Raw genomic sequence first — 24,448 nt, 5'->3', positions numbered from 1 at the left:
GGGGACCGCCATGCCGGAAACGTCCGCCGTCTACACCCACGGACACCACGAATCCGTCCTGCGTTCGCACACCTGGCGCACCGCCGCCAATTCCGCCGCGTATCTGCTGCCCGAACTGACGCCGCACCTGGAGATCCTGGACATCGGCTGCGGTCCGGGCACCATCACCGCCGACCTCGCCGCGCTCGTGCCGCAGGGCCGGGTCGTGGGCCTCGACACGGCGGAGGAGATCCTGGACCGGGCCCGGACGGTGGCCGGTGAACGGGGCCTGGAGAACGCGCGCTTCACGGTCGGTGACGTCCACGCCCTGAACTTCCCCGACGACTCCTTCGACGTCGTCCACGCCCACCAGGTGCTCCAGCACCTCGGCGATCCGGTGGGCGCGCTGCGCGAGATGCGGCGCGTGTGCCGGCCCGGCGGGGTGATCGCGGTGCGCGACGCGGACTACGCGGCCATGACCTGGTATCCCCGGGTGCCGGGGCTGGACGAGTGGCTGGAGCTCTACCACCGGGTCGCCCGCGGGGGCGGCGGCGAACCCGACGCCGGCCGCCACCTCCTCGCCTGGGCCCGTGCCGCCGGGCTCACCGACATCACCGCCACCGCCTCCGCGTGGTGCTTCGCCTCCCCGGAGGAGCGGGCGTGGTGGAGCGGCCTGTGGGCGGACCGCACGGTCGCGTCGTCCTACGCGGACCTCGCCGTGTCCGGCTCCTTCACGGACGAGGCGGGCCTGCGCCGGATCGCCGGGGCGTGGCACACGTGGGGCGGCTCGCCGGACGCGTGGTTCGCGGTCCTGAACGCCGAACTCCTGTGCAGGGTATGACGCCTACGGGGCAGGCGGCTTGTTCCGGTCGCCGGGCCCGCGGGGGCACCGCCTCCAACTAGCCTTGTTCCCATGAACATTCTGGGGACCTCGCTAAGGGTGTGCGTCGACGACCTCGATGCCGCCGTCGCCGTCTACGAACGCCTCACCGGCGCGGAAGCGCTCCGCTTCCAGCGCGGTGGTGTCTCGGTGGCCGCCGTCGGATGCTTCTTTCTGATGAGCGGCCCGGAGCGGGAGTTGTCGATCCTGCGGAAGATCACGGCCACGATCGCGGTCTCGGACGTCGACGAGTCCCTGGCGGATCTCCAGGCGGTGGGGGCGCAGATCATCGCGGGGCCGGTGCCGACGCCTATCGGGCGGAATCTGGTGGCGCGGCATCCGGATGGGCTGATCTTCGAATACGTGGACCGCAAGCCGGGCTGAGGGCGGGTGTGGGGTGCCCCGCCCTCAGCTTCGACCTGGGCGGCGCGCCCCTCTCCTGCGGCGGGCTTTTCTCCCGGCTGCGGGTTTCGTTGCCGCCTGCGGCGGGAGCGCCCTTGGGGGTCCCCCCGGACGACGTCTGGGGGAGCGTCCTCAATCGCCGGACGGGCTGGATTGCGCACCCACATCAGCCAAATCAGCCCGTCCGGCGATTGAGGACAACGCGGCGAAGCCGTGTTGCGGGGGCCCGGGGCGCGTAGCCCAGGTTCGGGAAGGGGCGGGGCTGGGGAAAAAGCCCGCCGCAGGCGCCAACAAGCCGCACCCGCCAGCCGCCCCCGCCACTACTCCGGCCGCATCCGGAATTCGTACCCCCGCGGCACACCCTCCGCCCGGACCCGCCGCCGTACCTCCTCCGGCACCGGCCCCTCGCCCGAAAGCAAGCGCTCGGCGATCGCGTACCACGTATCGGACAGCGTCTCGTCCCCCTCCCGCAGGTCGGAGACCTCGAAACCCTCGTCGAAGATTTCGCGCGCGCCCTGCGCGTCGCCGAGGGCGAGGAGGACGCGGGCGCGCAGGAGCCGGAAGCGGCCGCGGGAGCGGACGGCGGGGGGCAGGGCCGCCAGGACCGGGGCGGCGTCGGCGGGGCGGCGCACGGTGAGGAGGGCCTCGATCGTCTCCCGCGCGAGCGCGGCGACGGCGGCCGTCCAGGAGGGGCCGTCGCCCGCCGCCTCGCAGGCGTCGGTGAAGGCCCGCAGGAAGCGGTCGGCGGCCCGCTCCGGGTGGCCGTCCTCCGCGTCGGCGACGGCGAGGCAGCGCATCGAGGGCCAGTGGGTGTCCGCGATCTGCTCCCAGCTGCGGACGGCCTGCGAGCGGTCGCCGGCGTGCCACCGGGCGACGCCGAGGTGATAGGCGAGGTAGTGGTCGTAGTGGGGGTTGCCGGTCTCGGCGGTCTCCAACTGGTCGCGCCAGTAGGGCGACACCAGCGTCGGGCCCGGCGGCAGCGCCCGCCGCGGCAGGGTCATCGAGCCGGTGCGCAGCAGCTCCAGCCAGGGTCCCTGTTCCTCGCCGAGGGTCGAGGGGGCGAAGGGCGTGCCGGGCAGCTCGAAGCGGCCGCGTTCGACCTCCAGGGCGCCCCAGCCGGAGCCCGTGGCCAGGCTGTCCTTGGGGTCGAGGTCGGCGTAGGGCCGCCACGCGGCGTACGCCCGCTCGACGTCGGCGCGCGGCAGCGCGGCTTCCAGCCGGGTCTCGACCTCGCCGCACGCGGCGCGCCAGTCGGTGCCGTGCACGGTGGCCGGGTCGGCGGCCAGCGGGCCGTACGCCTCCAGCCAGGCGAACTCGCCCTCCGCTTCGAGCCGGACGTGTTCCAGCTGGGTGCGGGCGAGGCCGGCCTGGATCTCGGCGTAGCCGGGTGTGCCGGGCTCGGTGAGCCACTGCTGCCAGCGGCGGCCGCCGGGGCCGGCGCCCCAGACGAAGAGCTTGCGGCCGCGCAGCAGATCGGTCGAGGTCTGCACCAGGCCCCGGCCGTCGGCGTCCAGGGAGGTGATCCAGCGGCGCGCGCCGTCCGGCAGGTCGTAGAAGAAGTCGGCGGCGTGCTCGCTGTTGAGGGGGTAGGTGCGGTCGGCGCCCTCCCATTCGGGCACGGGGACGCGGCGCAGGCTGCGCTCGTAGCCGAAGCGCCAGGCTTCGCTCGCGGGGGCGAGGACCCGGCTCGTGGCGCTCTCCGGCACGGCGATGTTGGACCACCAGTAGACAGGGGCGGGCCGGTCGTGGGGGTTGCGGATGCGGACGCCCACATAGAGGAAGTCGGAGTCGTCGGGCAGCCACAGGTCGACCTGGAAGGGCAGGTCGCGCATCCGCTCCCACTCCCACAGGCGCAGCATCTCGCCGCCGTCGGGGGCCGGGACGCGGGCGGCGTGCAGCGGGGACATGGAGAGCGGGGTGTGGCCGGTCGCGCCGATGTTCCACTCGATGCCGCCGGAGAACCACGCGCCGTTCAGCGCGAACTCGGCGGGCTGGACGACGGGGTTGCGGTAGAGCAGCTGGGTGCCGGTCGGCTTGTGCTCCAGGGAGTGGACGCGGCCGCCGAGGCCGGGCAGGACCGTCGCGCGCAGCCGGTCGTTCTCGATGACGATCGCCTCGACGTCGGCGGGGGTGCGCTCGCGGGAGTAGCCGTCGCGCCGCCGGACAGGCAGGACGGAGCGGAGCGGGCCGTAGCCCACCTGCCGGGCCATGGCGGCGGGGAGTTCCGCGCGCCGCGCGGCGTCGAGGTGGTGGGGCTTGAGGGGGGACAGCAGCGCGGGCAGCGGGTTCTCCGGGCCCAGCGGGGCGACGGGAAGCGACAGCACGGCTCGTCTGATGGTCGTGGGCACGGCAACCTCGTTCTCTCAGCCCTGGTGGTCCGGGGTCATTTCGGCGGTGATGGCCCAGCGCTCGTGGTCGCGCCACGCCCCGTCGATGAAGAGGAACCCCGGCGAGAACCCCTCCCGGCGGAATCCGTGCCGCTGGACCAGCTTCAGGGAGGCGGTGTTGCCGGGCTGGATGTTCGCCTCCAGCCGGTGCAGGCCCAACGGGCCGAAGGCGTGGCGGAGTACGAGCCCGAGGCCCTCGCTGAGGTGGCCGCGCCCGGCGCTGGGCGCGAAGGCGCCGTAGCCGAGCGCCCCGCTCTGGAAGCCGCCGCGCACGATGTTGTTGATGTTGACGAACCCCGCTATGGCCCCGCCGGAGGCGGGCAGGCAGACCAGGAGGGAGACGGACTGCCGCTCGGCGATGCGGTCGACGTACGCCATGAACGCGGCGTAGGCCGTGGGCATCGCCAGCCAGGGGTGGTGGAGTCGCGCGCTGGCGCGGGCGAGGGCGGTGAACTCGGCCGCGTCGTCATGGGTGAGGGGGCGCAGGGCGACGCGCGGGCCGCGGGCGAGGTAGGAGGCGTGGTGCTGATCGAGGCCGTGGTGATCGGGATCGGACACGGGGTCATCGTAAGGGCCGGTACGGACATCGGACCGGCCCGGAAGCGGGTGCCGCCACGTCGGCTCCGGGGCGCCCCGGGCCGGTTGCCGCGGCGTCACGGGAGCGCTCAGTTCCACTTCGGCGCGTCCGTTCCCCAGCGGCCGGGCGGGCGCGGCCAGTCGGCCGGTCCGCCGTCGAACCGCACGGGTGAGGCCGCGTACCGCACGCGCCCCAACGGGCCGTCCGCTTCCCGCAGCCACTCCCCCGGATCGTAGGTGCCGCCGGGCTCGCCCGCGTCCCGTGGGCCCACTCCGCCACCGGTCAGCCAGGCGGCGGTCTGCGCGAGGGCGAGCCGCGCGAGGTGGGTGCCGCCGCCCGCGCACTGGTCGGTGAGCGCGCGCAGCACGGCCGCCGCCAGCAGGTATCCCGTGCCGTGGTCCAGCGCCTGCGCGGGCAGCGCGCCCGGTGTGCCGTCCGGCGCGGCCTCGGTGGCCGCGATGCCGCAGGCCGCCTGGACCAGGCTGTCGAACCCGCGCCGGTCACCCCAGGGGCCGTAGCTCCCCCACGCGCTCAACTGCCCGATCACCAGGCCCGGCCGGCGCTCGGCGAGCGCCTCGGCGGACAGGCCGTGGCGGTCGAGGGCGCCGGGGCGGTAGCCGGTCACGACGACGTCCGCGGCCGCGAGCAGTTCCTCGAAGGTGGCCCGGTCGGCGGGCCGTGCGAGGTCGAGCAGGGCGGAGCGCTTGCCGAAGCCCGTGTCGCTGTGGGCGTCCTGGCTCTCGGGCAGGCCCGGTGTGTCGACGCGCAGCACGTCCGCGCCGAGCAGCGCGAGCGTCCGGGTGGCGACGGGTCCGGCGATGACGCGGGTGAGGTCGAGCACGCGCAGGCCCGCCGCGGCCGGGCCGCGGTCCGGTCTGCGCACGGGCCCCGCGGCGATCCGGTCCAGGGAGAGCAAGGGACGCCGGCCGATGGCCTCGCCCTGGGGGTGCCGGGCCCAGTCGGCGGGGGTGCGCACGGCGACGGCGAGCGCGCCGGCCGCGTACGCCGTCTCCTGCACCTCCTCCGCCCGCCGCCCCGCGAGCACGGCGGCGACGCGGGTGACGAGCGCGTCGTCGTCGCCGGTGTCGGTGACACCGAGCGCGGTGAGGAGCCGGGCGCGGTGGTGGGGGTAGTTGGCGTGGGTGCGCACCCAGCCGTCCGCGGTGCGCCAGAACCGGGACAGCGGCGCGAAGGTCCCACCCGCGCGCCCGTCGATCCTCAGGTGGCGCTCGCTGACGAAGGCGGTGGCCACGGCGCCGTCGTCCACGACGACTCCCGGCAGGGTGCCGCCGCCGCGCCGTACGGCCGTCCACTCGGCCGCGGCGAGCGCGCACACCGCGACCGTCGCCCGCGCGAACTCCGCGACGGGCAGGGCGGACGGCAGGGTCCGGGCGTCGGGTCCGCCGTACTCGACGGCGGCGGTGAGCGCCGGATCCCCGCCGAGCAGGGCCCAGGCCCGGCGTGTGGCGTCCGTCGATCGCTTGATCATTACGGCAGTCTGACACCGGGTGGCCCGGGCCACCAGCCCCAATTTCGTTGTCCTGCGGCCGAGCTGGGTCCCGCTGTCGGCCGGCTTCCCTATCAGGAGGGGCTGTTGGGATCCAGGAGGTCGGCGATGCGGAGCAGGGCGGGCAGGGCCGTGCGGACGGCGGCCCGGTCGTCCTCGTCCAGGGAGTCGAGGGCGTCGCCGAGACGGCGTTCGTGGGCCCGCTCCCACGCGGCGAGTTGTCCGCGTCCGGCGTCGGTGAGGGTGACCGCGGAGGCGCGGCGGTCCTTGGGATCGACGGCCCGGGCCACCAGTCCGGCGGTGATCATCTGGCCGATCAGGCCGCTGACGGTGCTGACGGCCAGGCGCTGCCGCGCCGCGAGGTCGCCGACCCTGACGGGTGAGTGCTCGGCCAGGACCTGGAGCAGCTCGACCTGGGCCATGGGCAGGGTCTCCCAGGGGTAGTCGGTGCGGATCGAGGCGCGCAGGGCCCGGCGGAGCCGGGTGACGGCCTCGGTCAGGAGCCGGGCGTCGGGTGCGCTCACGGCGGTGGGCCCGGCCGCCGGGGGCCGGTTCCTGGACTGCGGGGACATGAACTCACCTTAATCGGGCGGTGACCCGGCCCGCCGCCCCGGCGCCTGTCCCGCCTGCCGCCGTGCGACGGCGAGCGTGACCGCGGACACCAGGAGGAGGGTGAGGACGGCGCGCCGCGGACCGTCCGGCCCGTGCGCGCCGCCGGGGAGCTGGAGGGCGAGGGAGACGAGGGCGACGCCGAGTGCGGTGCCCAGGCCGCGGGCCATGTTGACCAGTCCGCCGCCGGTGCCGGAGGAGCGCGCGGGTATCGCGGCCATGACGAGGGTGTTGTTGGCCGGGACGTGGACGCCGAGCCCCAGGCCGAGGAGGGCCAGGAGCGGTGCCAGTGCGGTGGCGTCCCAGGGCAGGACGAGCATGAGGGCGAGCGCGCCCGTGGCCAGGGCGGCGCCCAGTGTGCAGCGGGCCCGCTCGCCCCAGGTGTACGGCAGGAGCCTGTCGGCGGTGGCCGCGGCGAGCGCGAAGCCCGCCGGGAGCGAGCTGAGCACCAGTCCCGCGCTCAGGTCGGAATACCCGCGCGCGGTGAGCGCGAGGGGCACGAGCACGAGGGGCCCGAAGAGCACCAGGTAGGCGCACAGGGCCCCGGTCAGCCCGAGCGGTACGGCCCGCACGCGCAGCAGGCCGGGGCTGAGCAGGGGGCACGCGGCCCGGCGCTGGCGGACGGCGAAGCCGCCGGTCGCGCCCGCCGCGAGGACGAACAGCGCGACGGTCCACCGGACGGGCGCGGCCGGGCGGGGCAGGAGCGAGAGGGCCAGCAGGAGGCCGGTCGTGGCGAGGGCCAGGAGCGCGAGCCCCGGCCAGTCGAAGCCGCGGGAGCGGTGGCGGGTACGGGTGCGCGGCAGCAGACAGTGACCGGCGAGCAGGGCGGCCAGTCCGACGGGGACGTTGAGGGCGAAGATCCACCGCCAGCCGAGGGTGGAGACCAGCACGCCGCCCATCAGGGGCCCCAGCGCGAGTCCGAGCGCCTGGGCCGCGGCCTGCACGCCCAGGGCGAGGCGCAGCCGGCCCGGGGGCGCGCAGGTCCTCACCAGGGCGACGCTGTTGGCCTGCATCATCGCCGCGCCCGCCGCCTGCACGACGCGCAGGGCGGTCAGCGCGGTGAGGTCCGGCGCCAGCGCGCAGGCCGCGGAGCCGGCGGTGAAGACGACGAAGCCGTGGAGGTAGAGCAGCTTGCGGCCGTGGGCGTCGGAGAGCCTGCCCGCGGGCAGCAGGAGGGCGACGAGCGTGAGGAGGTAGGCGAGAGACACCCAGGTGACGGCGGCCAGCGACGCGTGGAACTCCGCGCGGAGGCTGCCGTAGGCGAGGGTGACGATGCTGGCGTCGAGCTGGCCCATGAAGGCGCCGAGGCACACGGTCGCGACGGCGGGCCGCCAGGCGCCGGGGCTCGTGCGTATCCGCTCCGGCCGCGCGCGCTCGCGCGTCAGGATGCCGGGCAGGCGGCGGCCGTGGCCGCGCGGGCGCAGCACGTCGTCGGTCATGCGCGCCGCCTCCTCGCCTCGTCTGCCTCCCTCCAGATTACATCGGTCACCGAACTATTCGGCTACCGACGCATGGGGGTGCGTGAGGGCGCGGGTCGCGCGCGGGGCGGCGCGCCGACATCGCGCGCGCCTGCGGGAAATCCCCGGAAGCGGTCGCCGGGAATTCACCGGCATTCCCTTTCCGATGCACCTTCCAGGGAGTTGCCCGAACGCGGTTTCCCTCTTGCGGCGACACTGCCGGAAATGCCAGCGTGCAACGGACGACACCAAGCGATCAGAAAGCAAAAACCCGCCCCGGCAGCCGATTCACCTGCTGTGATACCCGACGACCCACCTCGCCCGACCCACTGGCCGCAGATTATGGCAGCGCGAGAAAAATTCCAGATGATAAACACAGGAGACGTCATGCCGCACACGCAGACCATTCGGTATCTGTCGCGTGCGAGGGCCCGGATCCGCGGACTTCTGCCGCCGCACGACGACCTCGCCGGAATGCGTACGTCACCGCGCGAGGACGCCGTGGCGGGGCTGACCGTGGCCGTGGCCGCGCTGCCCCTCTCCCTCGGCCTCGGCGTCGCCTCCGGGCTGGGCGCGCGGGCCGGGTTGGTCAGCGCCGTGGTGGCCGGGGGGCTGGCGGCGCTGCTCGGCGGATCGAGACTCCAGATCACCGGGCCGACCGGGCTGCTGGCCGTGGCCCTGCTGCCGGTCGCGCGGGCCCACGGCGCCCCGGGAGTGCTGACGACGGGCCTGCTGGCCGGGCTCGTGCTCCTGGCCGCCGCCCGCCTCGGGCTCAGCCGTTACGTGCGTCTGGTGCCCGCGCCCGTCGTCACGGGCTTCGTCACCGGCAGCGCCGGCGTGCTCGTCTGTCAGCAGCTTCCCGCCGCGACCGGCAGCCGGGGCGGGGAGGGCGAGGGGGTCGTCGTACCCGCGGTGCGGGCCCTCGGCGACCTCGCGCCCGACCGGCACGGGGCCGCGGCGGCGATGACGATCGGCGTGCTCGCCCTGTGCCTGGCGGGTGGCCGGCTGCGTCCCGCCCTGCCCGTCCCGCTGCTGGCCGTGGGCCTCGCGACCGTCCTCTCCCACTTCCTGCACCTGCCGCTGGCCACCATCGGGCCGCTGCCCCCGGGGCTCCCGGCCCCCTCCCTCGACTTCGTCTCACCCGCGCTCGTCCCACAGTTGCTGCCCTCGGTGTGCACCGTCGTGGCGCTGGCCGCGCTCGAATCCCTGATGACGGCGGCCGCCGCGGACTCGCTCACCGACGCCGAGCGCCATGACGGCGACCGCGTGCTCCTCGGCCTGGCGGCCGCGAACGTGATCACGCCGGTGTTCGGCGGGATGGCCGCGACGGGCACCGTCTGCCGCACCGGCATCAACATCCGTGCCGGCGCCGTCTCCCGGCTGGCCGCCCTCGTCAACGCGGCGGCCATCGCGCTCGTCGCCCTCACCGCGGGTCCACTGGTGTCCGCCGTCCCCCTGGCCGCGATCGCCGGTGTCCTCATCGCCACCGCCGTGCGCATGGTCGACCTCACGGCGCTGCGGGCCCTGCGCGGCTCCGGCCACGGGCAGTTGGCGGTGGCCGCCGTCACCGCGACGACCACCGTGCTCTTCGACCTCGTCACCGGCATCACCGTCGGCGCCGTGATCACCGCGGTCCTCGCGCTGCACGCGGTCACCAGGTCCGCCGCGGTGCACCGCATGCTCCCCCGGCAGGACCGGGAGGGCGAGGCGCCGCCGTCCGCGCCCGACGACACATCCGTCGCCGTCTACCGCATCGACGGGCCGCTCCTCTTCACGACCGCCGAACGCCTGCTGAAGCCCATCAGCCGGTCCCAGGCCGACGTGACCATCCTGCACATGGCCCGCGTCACCCTCATCGACGCCACCGGTGTGCTCGCCCTCGGGGAAGCCATCGACAACCACCACCGGCGCCGCGCCCACATCCTCCTCAGCGGCATCCGCCCGAACCACCGCCCCCACCTCGACGCGCTGGGCGTCCTGCGCAGGCTGCGCTCGCACGAACACCACGCCTTTCCCGCGCCGGCCGACGCCTTCCGCTACGCGCAGCGCGCCCTGCTCAACCCCCGCGCCCTCCCCGGGCCGACACCGACGGGCTCCTGGCTGGAGACGGATGACACGATGTCCGGATGAAACCGGCGACACACGAAGCGACACGCGTATCCCGCAAGCCCCTCGTCCGGCTCACCGGGCTCCTCGCGGCGGGCCTCCTCACCGCGTGCGCCCCGGTGTCGCAGCTGGAGGAGCCGGAACAGCACCGCCGCCCCGGCCAGCAGCCGTCCCCCGACGCGATGTCCGGCGCGCCCGACGTGCTCGACTGCCCCGCCTCGGGGCTGCTCGCACGGGCCGGTGACACCAACGCGGCGATGGGGCTGCGGGTGCTGACGGTCGAGCTGGCCAACTGCGGCAAGGAAGAGAAGGTCGTCAAGGGCTATCCGGACATCCAGGTCCTCGACGGCGACCGGAAGCCGGTGGAGGTGGAACTCGAACGCGGCGCGGCGTCCGTCCTCGGCCAGGACGACTTCGACGCCGGTCCCGTGGCGGTGACCGTGCCGCCGGGGCAAACGGCGGTGGCCCGACTGGCATGGCGGAACACGGTGGACAGCCTGACCGAGGCCCCCGTCACCGGCGCGTACCTCTCCCTCGCCCCCGCACCCGGCGCCGCCCGGCAGAACCTCCCCGAGACGATCGACCTCGGCACGACGGGAAAGCTGGGCCTGAGCGCCTGGGCCGCCCCCTCCCGGCGGGGCGGGACGGTGCGGCAGTGATGATGGGCGGATGAACCGTCTCGGGCTCGTGACCCTCGTCGTGCGTGACTACGACGAGGCCATCGACTTCTACGTCAACTCCGTCGGCTTCGAACTCCTCGAGGACACACGCCTCGACGAGCACAAACGGTGGGTGGTCGTGGCCCCGCCCGGCGCGAGGGAGACCGCCGTGCTCCTCGCCCGGGCCGTCACCCCGGAACAGGAGGCGCGGATCGGCGACCAGACGGGCGGGCGCGTGAGCCTGTTCCTCCACACCGACGACTTCGCGCGGGACCACGACCGGATGCGCGCGGCCGGTGTCACCTTCGAGGAGGCGCCCCGCCAGGAGCCGTACGGCACGGTGGCCGTCTTCCAGGACCTGTACGGCAACCGCTGGGACCTCCTCGGAAGCTGAGCGGACCCGGCCACGCCACCGGCCGCCGCTACGGCAGGCGTACGGACTGGGTGTGCCGGAAGACGTTCTTCGGGTCCCAGGCCGCCTTGACGCGCTGCAGGCGCGGGTAGTTGTCCTTGTAGTACAGGCGCGCCCACGACGTCGATGAGGTGTTCCAGGCCGGGTCGCCCAGGTCGGTGTCGGGGTAGTTGACGTAGCAGCCGTCGTTGACGTCGTCGGGGACGGGCACACCGCCGGTCCCGGCGTAGACGTCGCGGTACAGCTCGCGGATCCACGCCAGGTGGCGGGCGTCCTCGGCGGGGTCGGTCCAGTACGTCTGGTACTGGAGCTTGAGCACCGAGTCGCGCTGGGCCACCGCCGTGTCGGCGGGGGCGACGGCGTTGATGCGGCCGCCGTAGGAGTCGACCTGCACCAGGGCGTCGGGGTTGGTGTAGTCCGTACGGGACAGGTGCCGGTGGAGGGCCTTGATCTGGGCGTCGGTGAAGCCCTTGCGCATGTACGCGGACTTGTACTTGCCGCGCAGCGTCGGGTTGGCGCCGCTGAGCGAGTCGGTGGCCAGGAACCACGGCAGCCGCCTGGGCGCGGAGAACTCCGGCATCGGCGCGTGCTCGCCCATGCGCCGGGTCATCGCCCGGCGCGCGCTGCCCACGCCGTCATGAATAGCCGTCAGGTAGTCGTCGAGCATGCGGCGCGCGCCCGGCACGGTGGCGTCCACCTGCGTGACCAGGCCGACCTGCCCGGCCGAACGGTGCGTCAGCTTCAGCAGGCCGAAGACGGCGTTGCACGGCGAGTCGGGGGCGCTGTTGCGCTCGTGCCACGTGCCCCAGTTCCGCAGCAGCCTGGTGAAGGCCGCCTCGTCGAGATCGTCCCACTTCAGGGCCGTGGCGTGGACGAAGACCTCGGACGGCGGCCTGGGCAGCAGGGTGGACGGATCGCTGCCGGTGGCCTCCGGCGAGCGGAGCCAGTACCGCGTGATCACACCGAAATTGCCGCCCCCGCCGCCGGTGTGGGCCCACCACAGCTCCCGGTTGGGGTCGTCCGGCTCCCGGGTCGCGACGACCGCCCGCGCGGTCCCCTTCTCGTCGACCACGACGACCTCGACGCCGTAGAGGTGGTCGACGGTGAGCCCGTGCTGCCGCGAGAGCAGGCCGTAGCCGCCGCCGGATATGTGCCCGCCGGCGCTGACGGAATAGCACGAGCCCGCGGGCAGCCCCACGCCCCACATCTTGTACAGCGTCTCGTACACCGCGAGGTTCGACGCCCCCGCCTCCACCGCGAACGCCCGGCGGGCGGGGTCGAAGTAGACCTCCGTCATCGCGGACATGTCGATGACGGCCCGCACGTCCTTGTTGAAGACGAAGTCCTCGTAGCAGTGCCCACCGCTGCGGACGGCGATCCGCTTCCCGGCCGACACGGCTTCCTGGACGGCGCTCACGACCTGTTCCGTGGAGGTGACCAGGCGGACGTACTCGGGCGCGCCGACCCACCGCTGGTTGATGCCGCGGACGAGGTCGGCGTAGCGGGGGTCCCCGGGCGTGACCGTCACCGCCGCGGGCGCGGGTATCCCGGGCGGCGGGGCGGCCTGCGCGCGCGTGGGCACGGCCGCGGCGAGGGCGGCACCGCCGGCGGCGACACCTCCGGTCAGCAGACTGCGGCGCCCGATGGACGCCGTACGACCGGTGTTGCTCATGATCGGTCCCCCTGGGACTGCGGGTACGGGCTTCGCCCCAGATTTGATCATGAACCGGACCGGGGTGTCCGGTCCCGCACGGGCGGGCCGGCAGCGGAAGCGGAAGGCATTGCCCTGCTCCCCCGCGCCTGGAAGGCTTTGCCTATGAGGCATACCGAGGTGGACGAGGCGGCGGCGACGACCGACTCCACCGCACAGCGGGCGCTGATCGTCCAGGCGGCCGCCGAGACCATCGCCGACTACGGGCTCCTGGGAGCCTCCTTCGCGCGGATCGCCGAGCGGGCCGAGGCGTCCGGCACCCTGGCGGTCCATCACCACTTCAAGAACAAGCAGCAGTTGATCGAGGAGCTGGTCGCGGACGTCATCGCCCGGCTCGGGCAGCTGGTCGCGGCGCGGGTGCGGCGGCAGACGACGGCCCGGGGCAGACTCCTCGCCCTCCTGCGGGCCCATGTCGAGTTCACCGACACGCACCGCGTCCAGATGAGCGCCCTCATGGCGATCTTCACCAACGGCGGCTTCCCCTTCGCGGCGGCCGGACGCGCCCGCGCGCTGGTCCCCATCGAGGCGATCCTCCGCGACGGCCAGACCCGCGGCGAGTTCCGCGCCTTCGACCCCCAGGTGATGGCCTCCCTGGCCCAGTGCACGCTCGACAGCCTCCCGATCCTGCTCGAGACCCAGCCGGAGCTGGACCTCGCGGTCTACGCGCACGAGGTGACGACGCTCTTCGACGTGGCGACGCGCCGGGCGCCCTAGCGGCTCCCGCTCTTCAGGTACCAGCGCAGCCGCGCCGTGGTCGCGCCGTCCAGGAGGGGCGCGGACCGGTCGATGAGCGCGTCGAGGTGCGCGCGCTCGGACAGGGAGGGGGCCACGGCTCCCGAGGTGCCGTGCGCGGGGGCCCAGCGCCGCGCGGCGGCGCGGGCCTGGGCCCGCAGGCGCGGGTCCTCGTCGTCCAGCAGCGTCAGATGGCAGCGCAGCCGGACCGTGCCGCGGTGCGCGGACAGCAGGCGGTAGGCGGCGGTCCGTACGTGCCGGGGCCGGCCGGGCGCCAGGTGCTCCCACAGCAGGAGCTCGGACAGCCGCGTGGCATCGGGCACGAGGGCGACGGACGCCTCGCGCACCACGGCCGCCGACGGATCCGTCAGGAGCGGGGACAGCCGCTCCGGTTCCACCGCTCCCAGCACCCGCAGTGGCCGGAGCCGCACATCGACGCCTCCCGCCCCCCTCGGGGCACCGCCGAGCCGCAGTGGACTTCACCCGGCCTGCTCAGCCGGGCGCCGCCACCGCGATCGCCGCCGCGTAACCGGGGTCGACCGCGAGGTCCGTCAGGGTCCAGCCCGGTGGCGGCGACGGGGCCGGGGCCGTGCCGACGTAGGTCTTGGCCGGGCTCTCGGAGAGGCCCGTGCCCAGCCCCTTGAGGTACGCCTCCTTGCGCGTCCAGCAGCGCGCGAACGCCGTCGGGAGTTCGGCCGCCGTCAGCGCCGCGAGCTCGGCGCGCTCGTCGGGGTGGAGCATCCGCGCCACCTCGGCCGCGAACTCGGCCGTGTGCACCTGCTCCACGTCCGCCCCGACCGGAGTGTCCGCGAAGGCGATGAAGGCCAGGTCACCGGCGTGCGACAGATTGAAGTGGAAGGGCGCGCCCCGCACGGCGGGGCGGCCGTGCGGGCCTCCGCAGCCGGGACACGGCTCGCGCGTCAGCTCGACGGCGGCGGGATCCGCGCCGAGGTACGCGCCGAGCAGCCGGCGCAGGGCGAGATGGCTGGCGACATAGCGGGTGCGCAGGTGCTCCCTGGCGAAGGCGGCGGCGCGGGCCTGCTCTTGGGGGTCGAGGATGTGGGTGCAGGGGGGCGGCGGCTGGTCGGTGATCCGCAACAGCCATGTTCCGGGCGGGCTGCCGGGGGTCCAGGGGGTGGGGTCGGGATCCTGGCCGAGGATTCTCGGGGTGACGGTCATGGGGCTCCTTGTCCGGGCGGTCCTGATTTTTCCTCAGCGGGGCGGGCGGCATCTGCGGTCTCGGGGTGTGTGCGTGCTCCGGGTGCGGGTCGGTGGCGCTCGCGGCGCTTTCCCCCTTCCCGCGCCTTCCCGGCGGTATCTGATGCGGCGCGAGCCCCCAGGCCCCCGCACCGTCGCACGCCCCGGATGCGAGGCTCCGTCCCCCACACCTCGGCTTCGTCACCGCCTGCGGCGAGGGCCCCTTGGGGATCCCCCGGGACGAAGCCCGGCAAAGCGTCCTCGAACTCAGCGTCCTCAGGCTTCCCCACAGCCTCCCCCGAACTCCGCTCGGATCCGGTCGAGTTCGCCGGCCAGGGCCGGTTCGAGGTCCGCGAGCGGGCGGTGCGGGTCGCTGTCGGCGAGGCGGGTGAGCAGGTCGAGGAAGCGGGTGTGGTGGGCGGCGAGCCCGTACCGGTCGTAGAGGGCCGGGTTGGCCTCGAAGTCGATGCGCAGGCTGGTGCCGTCGGCGCGCTCGTGGAGGTGGACGGTGAGGTCGTCCACAGGCCCGGAGGCGAGGGTGTGCGGTTCGGAGCGGGCCCCGGCGAAGACCGGACCGTCGCTCAGGGGCACGATGTTGACGCGCGGCCCGGCGAGGGCCCGCCCGGTCAGACCGAGGTCGCGGCGGATGTCCTCGTGGCGCAGGCGCTGGTGGCGGCGTGCGGCGCGGATGCCGGTGACGACCTGGTGCGTGAGCTCGGCGAACGTGGTGTCGGGGGCGACTGTCAGCCGCAGCGGGAGCACGTTCACGGCCGTGCCGGGGACGCGCAGGGCGGCGGAGCCCGTACGGCCCATCACCGGCAGGCCCAGCACGACGGTCTCGCTGCGGGTGGCGCGCGCGAGATGGAGCGCCTGGGCGGCGAAGGCGGCGTCCTTCCACGTGGCGCGCACGGAGGCGGCGAGCCGGCGGAGCCGGTCGGCGGCACCGGGCGCGAGGTGGCCGGTGCGGCGCAGCGGGGCGGGCGACGGCGGGGCCGTGCGTCCGGCGAGCGTCGGGGCCGCCGGCCGGTCGGCGAACTCCCGGAGCCAGTGGGCGCGGTCGCGGTCGCGCAGCCCGGAGGCGCGGTACGCGGCGTCCTCCGCCACCAGCGCGGCCAGCAGCCCCAAGGGGGTGGGGCCGGGCTCGGCGCCGGTGGCGAGGGCGGAGTAGACGTCGGCGAGGCGGCGGGCGACGAGCAGGTGGCCGTAGCCGTCGAGTACGGCGTGGTGCGCGCGCTGGTACCACAGCCACCGCCGCTCCCCGACCCGCAGCAGCGCGTGCCGGAACAGTGGCCCGCCGCCGAGGTCGAGAGGCTCTTCGAGATCACCGAGCATCCACGCCCGCGCACCGGCGTCGGGGTCGCGCCGGTCGCGGAGATCGGCGATGTGGAAGGGGAGGCGCAGACAGGCGTGGCCCGCGCCTCGCGGGCCGGAGGCGGCGCGAGCCGGCCGGGCGGCCCCGGCCGCCGGGCCGAGGGCGGCGACGGTGCGGCCGGACGCCTTCGGCGCGCCGGTCGTCGTACCGGAAGCCGGGAGCGGGCGGCCTCCCCGCTCGGCGGAGGCCCCGGCCAGCGCGCCGGCACCCAGCGGTTCCAGCGGGAGCACCACCTGGCGGAGGCCGTCCGCCGTGCGCAGCACGCGGACGCGCAGCGGCTCCGCCTCGGACACCGTGTGGTGCAGGGCCCGTGCGAACAGGGCCGGGTCCAGCGGGCCGTGGATCTCCAGGTAGCCCGCGGTGTTCGCGGCCAGGTGACCCGCCGTGTCCGTGGGCCCGGCGGACCAGAGGGCCGCCTGTGCCGCCGTCAGCGGCAGGGACTGCGGCCGGTCCGCCGACGGTGGCTCGCGCCGCGCGTCGGCGTGCGGCACCCGGTCCAGAGTGTGGAGGTTCATCCCCGGACCCCCAGCAGGGGCGTCCGGTGCCCGATCGCCGGCTTCTCGGCCGGTGCGCCGAAGGTGGCCCCGGTGCCGTGCGCCTGGCGTCGCTGCTCGGTGAGGCTCATGGCGCGGGCGGAGTCGAGTCCGTGGTCGACGAGGTTCCCGTCGTCGGGGAGGCCGGCGGCGCCGGCCCGGTTCTGGCCGGGGGTGAGTGCCATGGGGGTCACGCTCCTTCGAAGAGCCGGTCGGTGGTGGTGACGACGGCGCACTTGGCGGCCGCCCAGCGCAGCGCCATGGCGTGGTCCTCGGCGGAGAAATCGGCGACGGCGTCGGCGACGACGAAGGGCTCGATGTCGCGCATCCAGGCGTCGGCGGCCGTCATCAGCACACCGATGTGCGCGTAGACGCCGACGACGACCAGCTGGTCGCGGCCCCGCGCGGCCATCCGCTCGGCGAGGTCGGAGCGGACGAAGGCGCTGTACTTCCACTTCGTCAGGACGGTGTCGCCCCCGGTGGGCGCGACCACGGCGGGGATCGCCCTCGCCCGCTCGTCGTCCGGCAGGCCCGGCCCCCAGAAGTCCTGCTGGAGACCGCGCTCGGCGGGTGTCTGGCCGCCGGGCTGGGCGGAGTAGACGACGGGCACGCCGAGCCGGGCGCACTCCCGCTTCAGGGTGGCGATGTTGGCGAGGAGCTCGGTGACGGGCGAGGCGCCCTCGGTGAAGGCGCCGAGGAAGTAGTTCTGCAGGTCGTGCACGAGCAGGATCGCGCGGTCGGGGTCCACGGTCCAGCCGGCCTTGTTCGCGGGCAGCGCGTCGGCGGACGGCATGGGGTAAGGGGCGATGGCGGGCAGTGCCATGAAGGGGCCTTTCGGGTACGGGAGATTGTGGGGGCGGCGCGGCTCAGCCCGCGGCGGCGCGAGGCGCGGGGACCGCCGCGCGGAGGTCCTTCTCGCCGACCGCGCCGATGCCGGTCCGCCGTAACTGCCCGACGGACTCGCCCGGGTCGGGGATCTTGTACGCCACGGGACCGCGCTCGCGCACGGACTTCTCGACGGCGAAGGACTTCAACGGCGCGGCGCCCGCCCGCCGGAGGAGACAGGCGTCGGGTATGGGGACGATGGCGGCGGGGCGGGCGAGGACGGCCTCGCAGTGCTCGGCGGTGCCGGGCAGTTGGAAGACGACGCGGCCGCCCGTGCGGACGCCCTCGGCGAGAAAGCCGGCGGCGCGCCCGTCCTCCCGGCGTCGCATGCCCAGCGTGGCGTCGGTGGGGTCGCCGGGCCGGGCAACTGCGCACGGCACCCGGCCGAAGGGCCCACCGCGCCGATGCCCCCCAGCGCGGCAGCAGTCGGCCCGGCAGCCGGGACCGTCGCCGGTGACCGGCCGAGCACCCATCAGGCACCCTCCTGATGGTTCGCACCGACCGCGTCAAGAAACGTACGGAACTTCGCGCAGGTCTCAGCGGTCTCGGCCTCCGGGGTCGAGCCGTCGACGACGCCCGCGCCCGCGTAGAGCCGCAGGGTGCGCTCCTCGGCCTCGGCACAGCGGATGGTGACGACCCATTCGCCGTCGCCGTTCGCGTCGCCCCAGCCGACCATGCCGGTGAAGTGTCCCCGGTCGAAGGGCTCCAGCTCCGCGATGACCTCGCGGGCGGTGCGGGTGGGGGTGCCGCAGACGGCCGGTGTGGGGTGCAGGGCCGAGGCCAGCTCCAGTGCGGAGACGGCGGGTGCGGCGAGTTCGCCGCCGATGGCCGTGGAGAGGTGCCACATGGCGGCGGTGCGTACGAGCGTGGGGCGCCGGGGCACGTCGAGGGTGCGGCAGTAGGGGGTGAGCGCGTCGCGGACGGCGTCGACGACGACGGAGTGCTCGTGCAGGTCCTTCTCCGACCGGAGGAGGGCGGCGGCCCGCCGGACGTCCTCGGCGAGGTCGGGGCCGCGGGGCGTGGAGCCGGCGAGCGGGTTGGCGGTGACGGTGGTGCCGCGCCGGGCGACGAGGAGTTCGGGGCTGGCGCCGAGCAGGGTGCGGCCGGGGCCGGAGGGCACGGCGAAGGTGTAGCCGCCCAGGTCGCGGCGGGCGAGCCGCTGGAGGAGGGCGGGGAGGTCGAGTTCGCGGTCGCAGCGCAGCTCCAGGGTGCGGGCGAGGACGACCTTGGCGAGGCCGCCGCGCCGCATGCGGCGTACGGCCTCGGCGACGGCGGCGCCGTAGGCGGCGGGTCCGGGCACGGGTCTGATGTCCCAGCGGGCGGCGGCCGGGGCGGCGGCGGGCAGGGCGATCAGCGGGTCGTCGGCGAGCGGGGGCGCCCAGCGGACGGCCTCGGGGACGGCGAGTTCGGCGGGGGCGGTGGGGTCGAAGGGCACGGTGCCGACGACGGGCGCCTCGTGACCGGCGAGCAGCTGGGCGTCGAGGGTCTCGGTGACGCGCCGGGCGAGGGGCGCGTCACCGTGCGGCACCTTGGCGCGTTCGCCGTGGGCCAGCAGGGTGCGGGCCGGGGAGGCGAAGAAGCGGGTACGGCCGGGTGCGTAGGCGCCGAGGAGCGAGGTCGCCGCGCCGACGGCCCCATGCCCGGGGTCGCCGGGTGTCGCGGTGAGGCGGCCGACGGGGCGGGCGCCGGGCCCGCTCGTCCGGTCGGCGCCATGGTGGACCATGGTCACCTGTGGCTCCGTTCCTCCGGTGGGTCGCACCGGGCGAGGCGTGAAGGAGGGCCGGTGGACGCGGCGGCCCCGGTCACTCTCCGACATGACGTACCGTCAAATCCCCAGCGTGGCACCGCCGTCGACGTAGAGGTCGTGCATGGTGATGTGCCGGGCGCGGTCGGAGACCAGGAAGGTGACGGCCTCGGCGATGTCGGCGGGCTCGGCGACGCGGCCGAGCGGGATGCCGACGCGGTAGCTCTCGGGGTCGCCCTCGACGACGCGCCGGGATGACGCGTCGTCGGTCCACAGATCGCGCTGCATGGCGGTGTCGGTGGAGCCGGGCGAGACGACGTTGCAGCGGACGCCGCTGCGGGCCAGCTCCAGGCCGAGGCACTTGGTGAACATGGTGGCGGCGGCCTTGGAGGCGGCGTACGCGGCCATGCCGGTGCGCGGCACGCCCGCGGCGTTGGAGCCGACGGTGACGATGCATCCGGCGCGGCGTCCCGCCATCCGGCGGGCGACGGCCCGTGAGACGACGAAGACGCCGGTGGAGTTGACGGCGAAGGTCCGCTCCCAGATCTCGTCGGTGATGCCGACGACGGGGGAGGCGCGGAGCACGCCGGCGACGTTGACCAGGATCGCGAGCGGACCCATGGTGCGCTCGGCCTCGTCGACGACGGCTTCGACGGCGGCGCTGTCACAGACGTCGGCGGTGTGGGCGGTGACGGTGGCGGCGCCGAACTCGGCTTCGAGGCGCCGGATGCCGTCCGGGGCGCGGTCGAGGGCCGCGACGCGCGCTCCCTGTGCCACGAGAGCGCGCGTCACGGCCTCGCCTATGCCCTGGCCCGCGCCGGTCACCAGCGCTACGCGGCCGGAGAGTTCTGCCTGCTGCACGACGGTTCCCCGATTCCCACGCAAAGTAAGGTAAGGCTTACCTTACATGACGGTTTCGGTCCGAAGAGCGCCGGCCGGCGCGGTGGCGCCCGCGATGACTCAGGGTCCGCCGACGCCATCCCCCTCTGCCCAGAGGGGGAGCCGCTTTTGGTGACAGTTCGCCGCCGGCTCACTTCCTGAGTTCCAGCACGGGCGTGCCGGGCACCTCGACCCCGAAGGTCTGCGCGTAGAGGGACAGTTCCGCGTGCAGCGCGCGCACCATCGACTCGGCGCGCCGGAAGCCGTGCCCCTCCCCCTCGAAGGTGAGGTACGCGTGCGGGACCCCCCGCCCGGCCATCGCCGCCACGAACCGCTCGCTCTGCGCGGGCGGGCAGACGGGGTCCTCCAGCCCCTGGAGCAGCAGGAACGCCGCCGAGATCCGGGCCGCGCCGTGCAGCGGCGAGCGCTCGCGACAGCGGTCGGGGTCTTCCGCCGGCGAGCCCACCAGCGACTCCGCGTAGCGGGACTCGAAGTCGTGCGTCCCGTCCGCCGCCCAGGTCAGCGGGTCCAGCACCGGATACGCGATGGTGCCGCAGGCGTAGAGCCCGGTGGAGACGAGCGACGCCGCCGCCGTCCAGCCGCCCGCGCTGCCGCCGCGGATCGCCAGCCGGGCCCGGTCGGCCGTGCCCTCCTCGGCCAGCGCCTCGGCGACGGCCGCGCAGTCCTCCACGTCGACCATGCCCCACGCCTCGCGCAGCCGGTCGCGGTAGGCCCGGCCGTAGCCGGTCGAACCGCCGTAGTTCACCTCGGCGACCCCGATGCCGCGCGAGGTGAAATAGGCGATCTCCAGGTCGAGCACCAGCGGCGAGCGGCTGGTGGGACCCCCGTGCGCCGACACCACGAACGGCGGCAGCTCCCCGTCGGGCGCGGCGTGGTCGGGGCTGTGCGGCGAGTAGATGTGGGCGTGGATCTCCCGGCCGCCCGGTCCGGTGAAGGTGCGGACCCGCGGCCGGGGGTAGTAGGCGGGGTCCACGGCGTCGGTGTGGCGGGCGCCGATCGCGCGGGCCCGGCCGGTGCGGGTGTCGAGCTCCACCACCTCGTAGGAGGTGCGGTCGCTCGCGGCCACCCCGACGACGCGGGTGCCGCTCACCGCCAGCGTCGGGGCCCACTCCGTCCAGGGCCCGGCCGCGTCGGCGACCTCACCGGTCGCCGGGTCGAGTATGCCGAGCACCGCGGCGCCCCTGCCGTGCAGCACCGCGATCAGCCCGCCGGCCAACGGCGCGAACCAGCGCTGGTGCGTATGCCACAGGGGGCCCGCGAACTCCTCCTCGCGGGCGCAGAGATTGACACCCCGTCCGCTGTCCGCGTCCACCCGGTGCAGGTTCCACCAGCCGCTGCGGTCGGTCGCGGCGATCAGGGAGCCGTCCGGCGCCCACTCCACCTGGGCGACGGACTCCCGCGGCCCGCCCAGGAGCGTCCGCACCCTGGTGAAAGCGCCGTCGGCGATCCGGGCGGTCTTCAGCTCGCTGCCGTCCCAGGGCATCCGCGGGTGGTCCCAGGCGATCCAGGCCGCCCGCCCGCCGTCCGGGGAGAGGCGCGGGCCGGTCACGAAGCGGTGCGCGTCGTCGGTGAGTTCGCGGACCGCGGACCGGTCACCGGCGGCCGAACCGTCCAGCGGCACGGCGGCGATCACCCTGCGGACGTCGGTGGGGGCCTCGCCCGTGAACTCCTCCAGCACGCACCACACTTCGCCGCGCTCGAGGACCAGCACGGGATCCGCCCAGCGCAGCCCCCCGCCGACCGGGGACAGCGGGGTCAGCGGCCGGGGCGCCGCGCCGCCCGGCGCGTCCGGCTCGACGGCGTAGAGCCGCTGGTCGGCGAAGTGCGTGAACACCACGAGCGGCCCGCCCTCCTCCCGGGGCACCGCCGCCCAGGGGCCGCCGCCGTACTCCATGACCCGGCTGCGCACGTTCCACGGCTCCGCCAGCACCGACGACTCGGTGCCGTCGGGCCGCCGCCGCACCAGGGCGCGGCGGCCGCCCTCCGCCGGGCGCGGCTCCACCCACCAGACCTCGTCGCCGACCGTGCCCACGGCATCGGGCCGGCCTCCGGCGTGGGCCGCGTGCCCGGCGTCGATCGGGGACCGCCAGGCTCCGTAGGGCGCCGTGGACACCATGTCCGTCACATCTCCTTGTCCGTCGGGTCGGCGCCGGGAAGTGCGGCGCCCGGGAATACAGGTGGCTCAGAGGTCCATGAGGAAGTGGTCGAGCACCCGGACCCCGAAGTGCAGCCCGTCGACCGGTACCCGCTCGTCGACCCCGTGGAACAGCGCCTGGTAGTCGAAACCGGCGGGCAGCCGGACCGGCGCGAAGCCGTAGCCGACGATGCCCAGAGCGGCGAACTGCTTGGCGTCGGTGCCGCCCGACATGCAGAACGGCACCACGTGCCCGTCGGGGTCGAAGCGCTCGACGGCCGCCCGCATCCGCTCGAACAGCGGCACGTCGACGGGGGCTTGCAGGGCGTCGTAGCGGTGGTAGAAGTCCCAGCTCACCTCCGGCCCCGTGAGCTCGTCCATGGTGGCGACGAACTCCTCCTCACCGCCCGGCACCGTCCGCCCGTCCACATGCCCGACGGCCGCCCCGGGGATGACGTTGACCTTGTAGCCCGCGTGCAGCATCGTCGGGTTGGCGCTGTTGCGCAGTGTCGGGGCGAGCAGCGCGGCGGCCGGGCCGAGCTTGCCGAGCAGGCCCTCCACGTCGAAGTCGGGGCTGTCCAGGGCGGCGTCGATGCCGTGCAGCGCGGCGATCTCCGTCAGCGCCGCCCGTACGGTCGGGGTGAGCCGCAGCGGCCACTGGTGGTCGCCGATGCGGGCGACGGCGGCGGCGAGCGCGCTGACCGCGTTCTCCGTGTTCACCTTGGAGCCGTGGCCGGCTCTGCCCCGCGCGGTCAGCGTGAGCCAGGCCGTGCCCCGCTCCCCCGCCGCCACCGGATAGAGCGTCAGCCCCGGCCCGGCGTGGAAGGTGTAGCCGCCGGACTCCCCGATGGCCTGGGTGCAGCCCTCGAACAGGGCGGCGTGCTCGCCCGCGAGGAACTCCGACCCGACGATCCCGGTGTCCTCCTCGTCGGCGGTGAAGGCCAGCACGATGTCCCGGCGCGGCCGTACCCCGGCCCGCGCCCACGCGCGGACGACCGCCAGGACCATCGCGTCCGTGTTCTTCATGTCGATCGCGCCACGGCCCCACACCACGCCGTCGCGCACCTCGCCCGAGAAGGGGTGCACGGACCACTCGGCGGGTTCCGCGGGCACCACGTCCAGGTGGCCGTGGACGAGCAGGGCGTCCGCTCCCGGGTCGGTGCCGGAGATCCGGGCGACGACGTTCGTCCGGCCGGGTTCCTTCTCCAGCAGTACGGGCTCCAGGCCCGCCTCGCCCAGCCGCTCGGCCACGTACTCGGCGGCCGGGCGCTCCCGGCAGTCCCCGCCGCCGCGGTTGGTGGTGTCGATACGGATCAGCTCCGAGGTGAAACGCACCGCCTCGTCGAGCGCCTGTCCGTCGATCCGCTCCGCTCGGGTGCCTGCCCGGGTGTCAGCCATATTCTTCCTCCACGGCGGCCGACACGACGGTCGTGACCGCTTTGAAGCAGCGAATGCCCTCGTACATGGTCGGCGTGGTGTAGGCGACCCGGCGCTCGCCGCTCTGCTCGACGCCCGGCACACACGTGGCGGCCCCGGCGAGGTGCTCGGCGTCGAATTCCAGCTCCATGCTGACGGGCCCGGCGTGCGCCGGTTCGTGCCGCACGGCGAGCGGCAGCGCCTCGCGCGCCGCGGCCCGGATCTGCGCGGCCGTGCGCGCGGGGGTGCGGCACACCGCCGCGTACCGCGACACATAGTCCTTGACGGCGACGGAACGGGCCGCCGGGGCATAGCCCTTGGCGTCCTCACAGGTCCGGTCGTCGCCCGTCACCAGCACCACGGGCACACCGTATTCCGCGACGACCAGAGAGTTGAGCAACCCCTCGCTGGCCCGCGTGCCGTCCACCCATACGCCCGTGAGCGAATTGGCCAGATAGGTGTGCGCGAGGACGCCCTCGGCGCCCGCGGCCGCGTGATAGCCGACGAAGGCGATCCCGTCCACGTCGCCGTGCTGCACGCCCTCGACCATGCTCAGCGACTTGTGCTTGCCGGTGAGCATCTCGGCGCGCTCGTCCAGCTTCTCCAGCAGGAGGTTGCGCATGCTCCAGTGGGCCTCGTTGACGAGCACCTCGTCGGCGCCGCCGTCGAAGAAGCCCAGGATCGCGGCGTTGACGTCGGAGGTGAACAGATGGCGGCAGCGCTCCCACTGCGGGGTGCCCGGCAGCACGTCGGCGGGCCAGGTGACACCGGTGGCGCCTTCCATGTCCGCGGAGATCAGGATCTTCACCATGCGACAGTCTTATCGCAGGGCGGTGGGGGGCGCACGGG

The 24,448-nt window shown here is 74.8% G+C and carries 23 protein-coding genes; 6 read left to right on the top strand and 17 right to left on the bottom strand.

The window, feature by feature from the left end; all coding sequences use genetic code 11:
* Positions 1-10: 10 nt before the first annotated feature.
* Entirely contained in the window at positions 11-820 is an 810-nt protein-coding gene (locus ACZ4A5_RS21600; RefSeq protein ID WP_467586325.1) for a class I SAM-dependent methyltransferase, read from the top strand.
* 72 nt (positions 821-892) lie between these two features.
* Positions 893-1,243, top strand: a complete 351-nt coding sequence (locus ACZ4A5_RS21595; RefSeq protein WP_467586322.1) for a VOC family protein — start codon at positions 893-895, stop codon at positions 1,241-1,243.
* A gap of 338 nt (positions 1,244-1,581) precedes the next feature.
* On the opposite strand, the gene ACZ4A5_RS21590 is transcribed toward ACZ4A5_RS21595, so the two are convergent.
* The 5 genes from ACZ4A5_RS21590 to ACZ4A5_RS21570 all read right to left on the bottom strand — a co-directional run bounded on the left by ACZ4A5_RS21590 (position 1,582) and on the right by ACZ4A5_RS21570 (position 7,780).
* The gene (locus tag ACZ4A5_RS21590) at positions 1,582-3,609 is read right to left on the bottom strand and encodes a DUF5107 domain-containing protein (protein ID WP_467586319.1); all 2,028 of its coding nucleotides are present in this window, start codon (positions 3,607-3,609) and stop codon (positions 1,582-1,584) included.
* 15 nt (positions 3,610-3,624) lie between these two features.
* On the bottom strand, positions 3,625-4,206 hold the full coding sequence (locus ACZ4A5_RS21585) for a GNAT family N-acetyltransferase (RefSeq protein WP_467586316.1): 582 nt from the start codon (positions 4,204-4,206) through the stop codon (positions 3,625-3,627).
* A gap of 107 nt (positions 4,207-4,313) precedes the next feature.
* Positions 4,314-5,714, bottom strand: coding sequence for a CoA transferase (locus ACZ4A5_RS21580; RefSeq protein WP_467586313.1), 1,401 nt, complete (start codon positions 5,712-5,714; stop codon positions 4,314-4,316).
* Positions 5,715-5,806: 92 nt separating this feature from the next.
* A complete protein-coding gene (locus ACZ4A5_RS21575) occupies positions 5,807-6,304 on the bottom strand; it encodes a MarR family winged helix-turn-helix transcriptional regulator (protein ID WP_467586310.1) in 498 nt (165 codons plus the stop codon).
* Positions 6,305-6,313: 9 nt separating this feature from the next.
* Positions 6,314-7,780 carry an MFS transporter gene (locus ACZ4A5_RS21570; RefSeq protein WP_467586307.1) on the bottom strand — a complete coding sequence of 489 codons (1,467 nt, stop codon included), beginning with the start codon at positions 7,778-7,780 and terminating at the stop codon, positions 6,314-6,316.
* 405 nt (positions 7,781-8,185) lie between these two features.
* On the opposite strand from ACZ4A5_RS21570, the gene ACZ4A5_RS21565 reads away from it, so the two are divergent.
* From ACZ4A5_RS21565 to ACZ4A5_RS21555, 3 genes are read left to right on the top strand one after another with little or no spacing between them, the layout of a single operon-like run.
* Complete coding sequence (locus ACZ4A5_RS21565) at positions 8,186-9,928, top strand: SulP family inorganic anion transporter (RefSeq protein WP_467586304.1); 1,743 nt, start codon at positions 8,186-8,188, stop codon at positions 9,926-9,928.
* The gene (locus ACZ4A5_RS21560) at positions 9,925-10,563 is read left to right on the top strand and encodes a DUF4232 domain-containing protein (RefSeq protein WP_467586301.1); all 639 of its coding nucleotides are present in this window, start codon (positions 9,925-9,927) and stop codon (positions 10,561-10,563) included. Before ACZ4A5_RS21565 ends, ACZ4A5_RS21560 begins: the two co-directional genes overlap by 4 nt.
* 10 nt (positions 10,564-10,573) lie before the next feature.
* Positions 10,574-10,957: a VOC family protein gene (locus ACZ4A5_RS21555; RefSeq protein ID WP_467586298.1), complete on the top strand. Its 384-nt coding sequence runs from the start codon at positions 10,574-10,576 to the stop codon at positions 10,955-10,957.
* A gap of 28 nt (positions 10,958-10,985) precedes the next feature.
* Here the strand turns inward: ACZ4A5_RS21555 and ACZ4A5_RS21550 are convergent, their stop codons facing one another.
* The gene (locus ACZ4A5_RS21550; protein ID WP_467586295.1) at positions 10,986-12,647 is read right to left on the bottom strand and encodes an FAD-binding oxidoreductase; all 1,662 of its coding nucleotides are present in this window, start codon (positions 12,645-12,647) and stop codon (positions 10,986-10,988) included.
* A gap of 144 nt (positions 12,648-12,791) precedes the next feature.
* Between ACZ4A5_RS21550 and ACZ4A5_RS21545 the strand changes: the two genes are divergently transcribed.
* A complete protein-coding gene (locus tag ACZ4A5_RS21545) occupies positions 12,792-13,400 on the top strand; it encodes a TetR family transcriptional regulator (RefSeq protein WP_467586292.1) in 609 nt (202 codons plus the stop codon).
* On the opposite strand, the gene ACZ4A5_RS21540 is transcribed toward ACZ4A5_RS21545, so the two are convergent.
* From ACZ4A5_RS21540 to ACZ4A5_RS21490, 11 genes are all read right to left on the bottom strand, one after another.
* Positions 13,397-13,849: a hypothetical protein gene (locus ACZ4A5_RS21540; RefSeq protein ID WP_467586289.1), complete on the bottom strand. Its 453-nt coding sequence runs from the start codon at positions 13,847-13,849 to the stop codon at positions 13,397-13,399. The genes ACZ4A5_RS21545 and ACZ4A5_RS21540 overlap by 4 nt on opposite strands.
* A gap of 61 nt (positions 13,850-13,910) precedes the next feature.
* A complete protein-coding gene (locus ACZ4A5_RS21535) occupies positions 13,911-14,597 on the bottom strand; it encodes a 4'-phosphopantetheinyl transferase family protein (RefSeq protein ID WP_467586286.1) in 687 nt (228 codons plus the stop codon).
* A 294-nt stretch (positions 14,598-14,891) separates the two neighbouring features.
* On the bottom strand, positions 14,892-16,502 hold the full coding sequence (locus ACZ4A5_RS21530; RefSeq protein WP_467586283.1) for a condensation domain-containing protein: 1,611 nt from the start codon (positions 16,500-16,502) through the stop codon (positions 14,892-14,894).
* Entirely contained in the window at positions 16,499-16,705 is a 207-nt protein-coding gene (locus ACZ4A5_RS21525; protein ID WP_467586280.1) for a phosphopantetheine-binding protein, read from the bottom strand. Before ACZ4A5_RS21525 ends, ACZ4A5_RS21530 begins: the two co-directional genes overlap by 4 nt.
* A gap of 5 nt (positions 16,706-16,710) precedes the next feature.
* Entirely contained in the window at positions 16,711-17,343 is a 633-nt protein-coding gene (locus ACZ4A5_RS21520; RefSeq protein WP_467586277.1) for an isochorismatase family protein, read from the bottom strand.
* A gap of 43 nt (positions 17,344-17,386) precedes the next feature.
* Positions 17,387-17,878 carry a hypothetical protein gene (locus ACZ4A5_RS21515; protein WP_467586274.1) on the bottom strand — a complete coding sequence of 164 codons (492 nt, stop codon included), beginning with the start codon at positions 17,876-17,878 and terminating at the stop codon, positions 17,387-17,389.
* Entirely contained in the window at positions 17,878-19,128 is a 1,251-nt protein-coding gene (gene dhbC / locus ACZ4A5_RS21510) for an isochorismate synthase DhbC (RefSeq protein ID WP_467586410.1), read from the bottom strand. The genes ACZ4A5_RS21515 and dhbC overlap by 1 nt, the downstream gene beginning before the upstream one ends.
* A 102-nt stretch (positions 19,129-19,230) precedes the next feature.
* Positions 19,231-20,010: a 2,3-dihydro-2,3-dihydroxybenzoate dehydrogenase gene (locus ACZ4A5_RS21505; protein WP_467586272.1), complete on the bottom strand. Its 780-nt coding sequence runs from the start codon at positions 20,008-20,010 to the stop codon at positions 19,231-19,233.
* Positions 20,011-20,179: 169 nt separating this feature from the next.
* On the bottom strand, positions 20,180-22,165 hold the full coding sequence (locus tag ACZ4A5_RS21500; RefSeq protein ID WP_467586269.1) for a S9 family peptidase: 1,986 nt from the start codon (positions 22,163-22,165) through the stop codon (positions 20,180-20,182).
* Positions 22,166-22,231: 66 nt separating this feature from the next.
* Entirely contained in the window at positions 22,232-23,581 is a 1,350-nt protein-coding gene (locus ACZ4A5_RS21495) for a M20/M25/M40 family metallo-hydrolase (protein WP_467586265.1), read from the bottom strand.
* Complete coding sequence (locus tag ACZ4A5_RS21490; RefSeq protein ID WP_467586407.1) at positions 23,574-24,407, bottom strand: M55 family metallopeptidase; 834 nt, start codon at positions 24,405-24,407, stop codon at positions 23,574-23,576. Before ACZ4A5_RS21490 ends, ACZ4A5_RS21495 begins: the two co-directional genes overlap by 8 nt.
* Between the last annotated feature and the right edge of the window lie 41 nt (positions 24,408-24,448).

The organism is Streptomyces sp. NPDC025618, from assembly GCF_055558795.1.
This window is presented reverse-complemented; position numbering and strand designations above follow the sequence as displayed.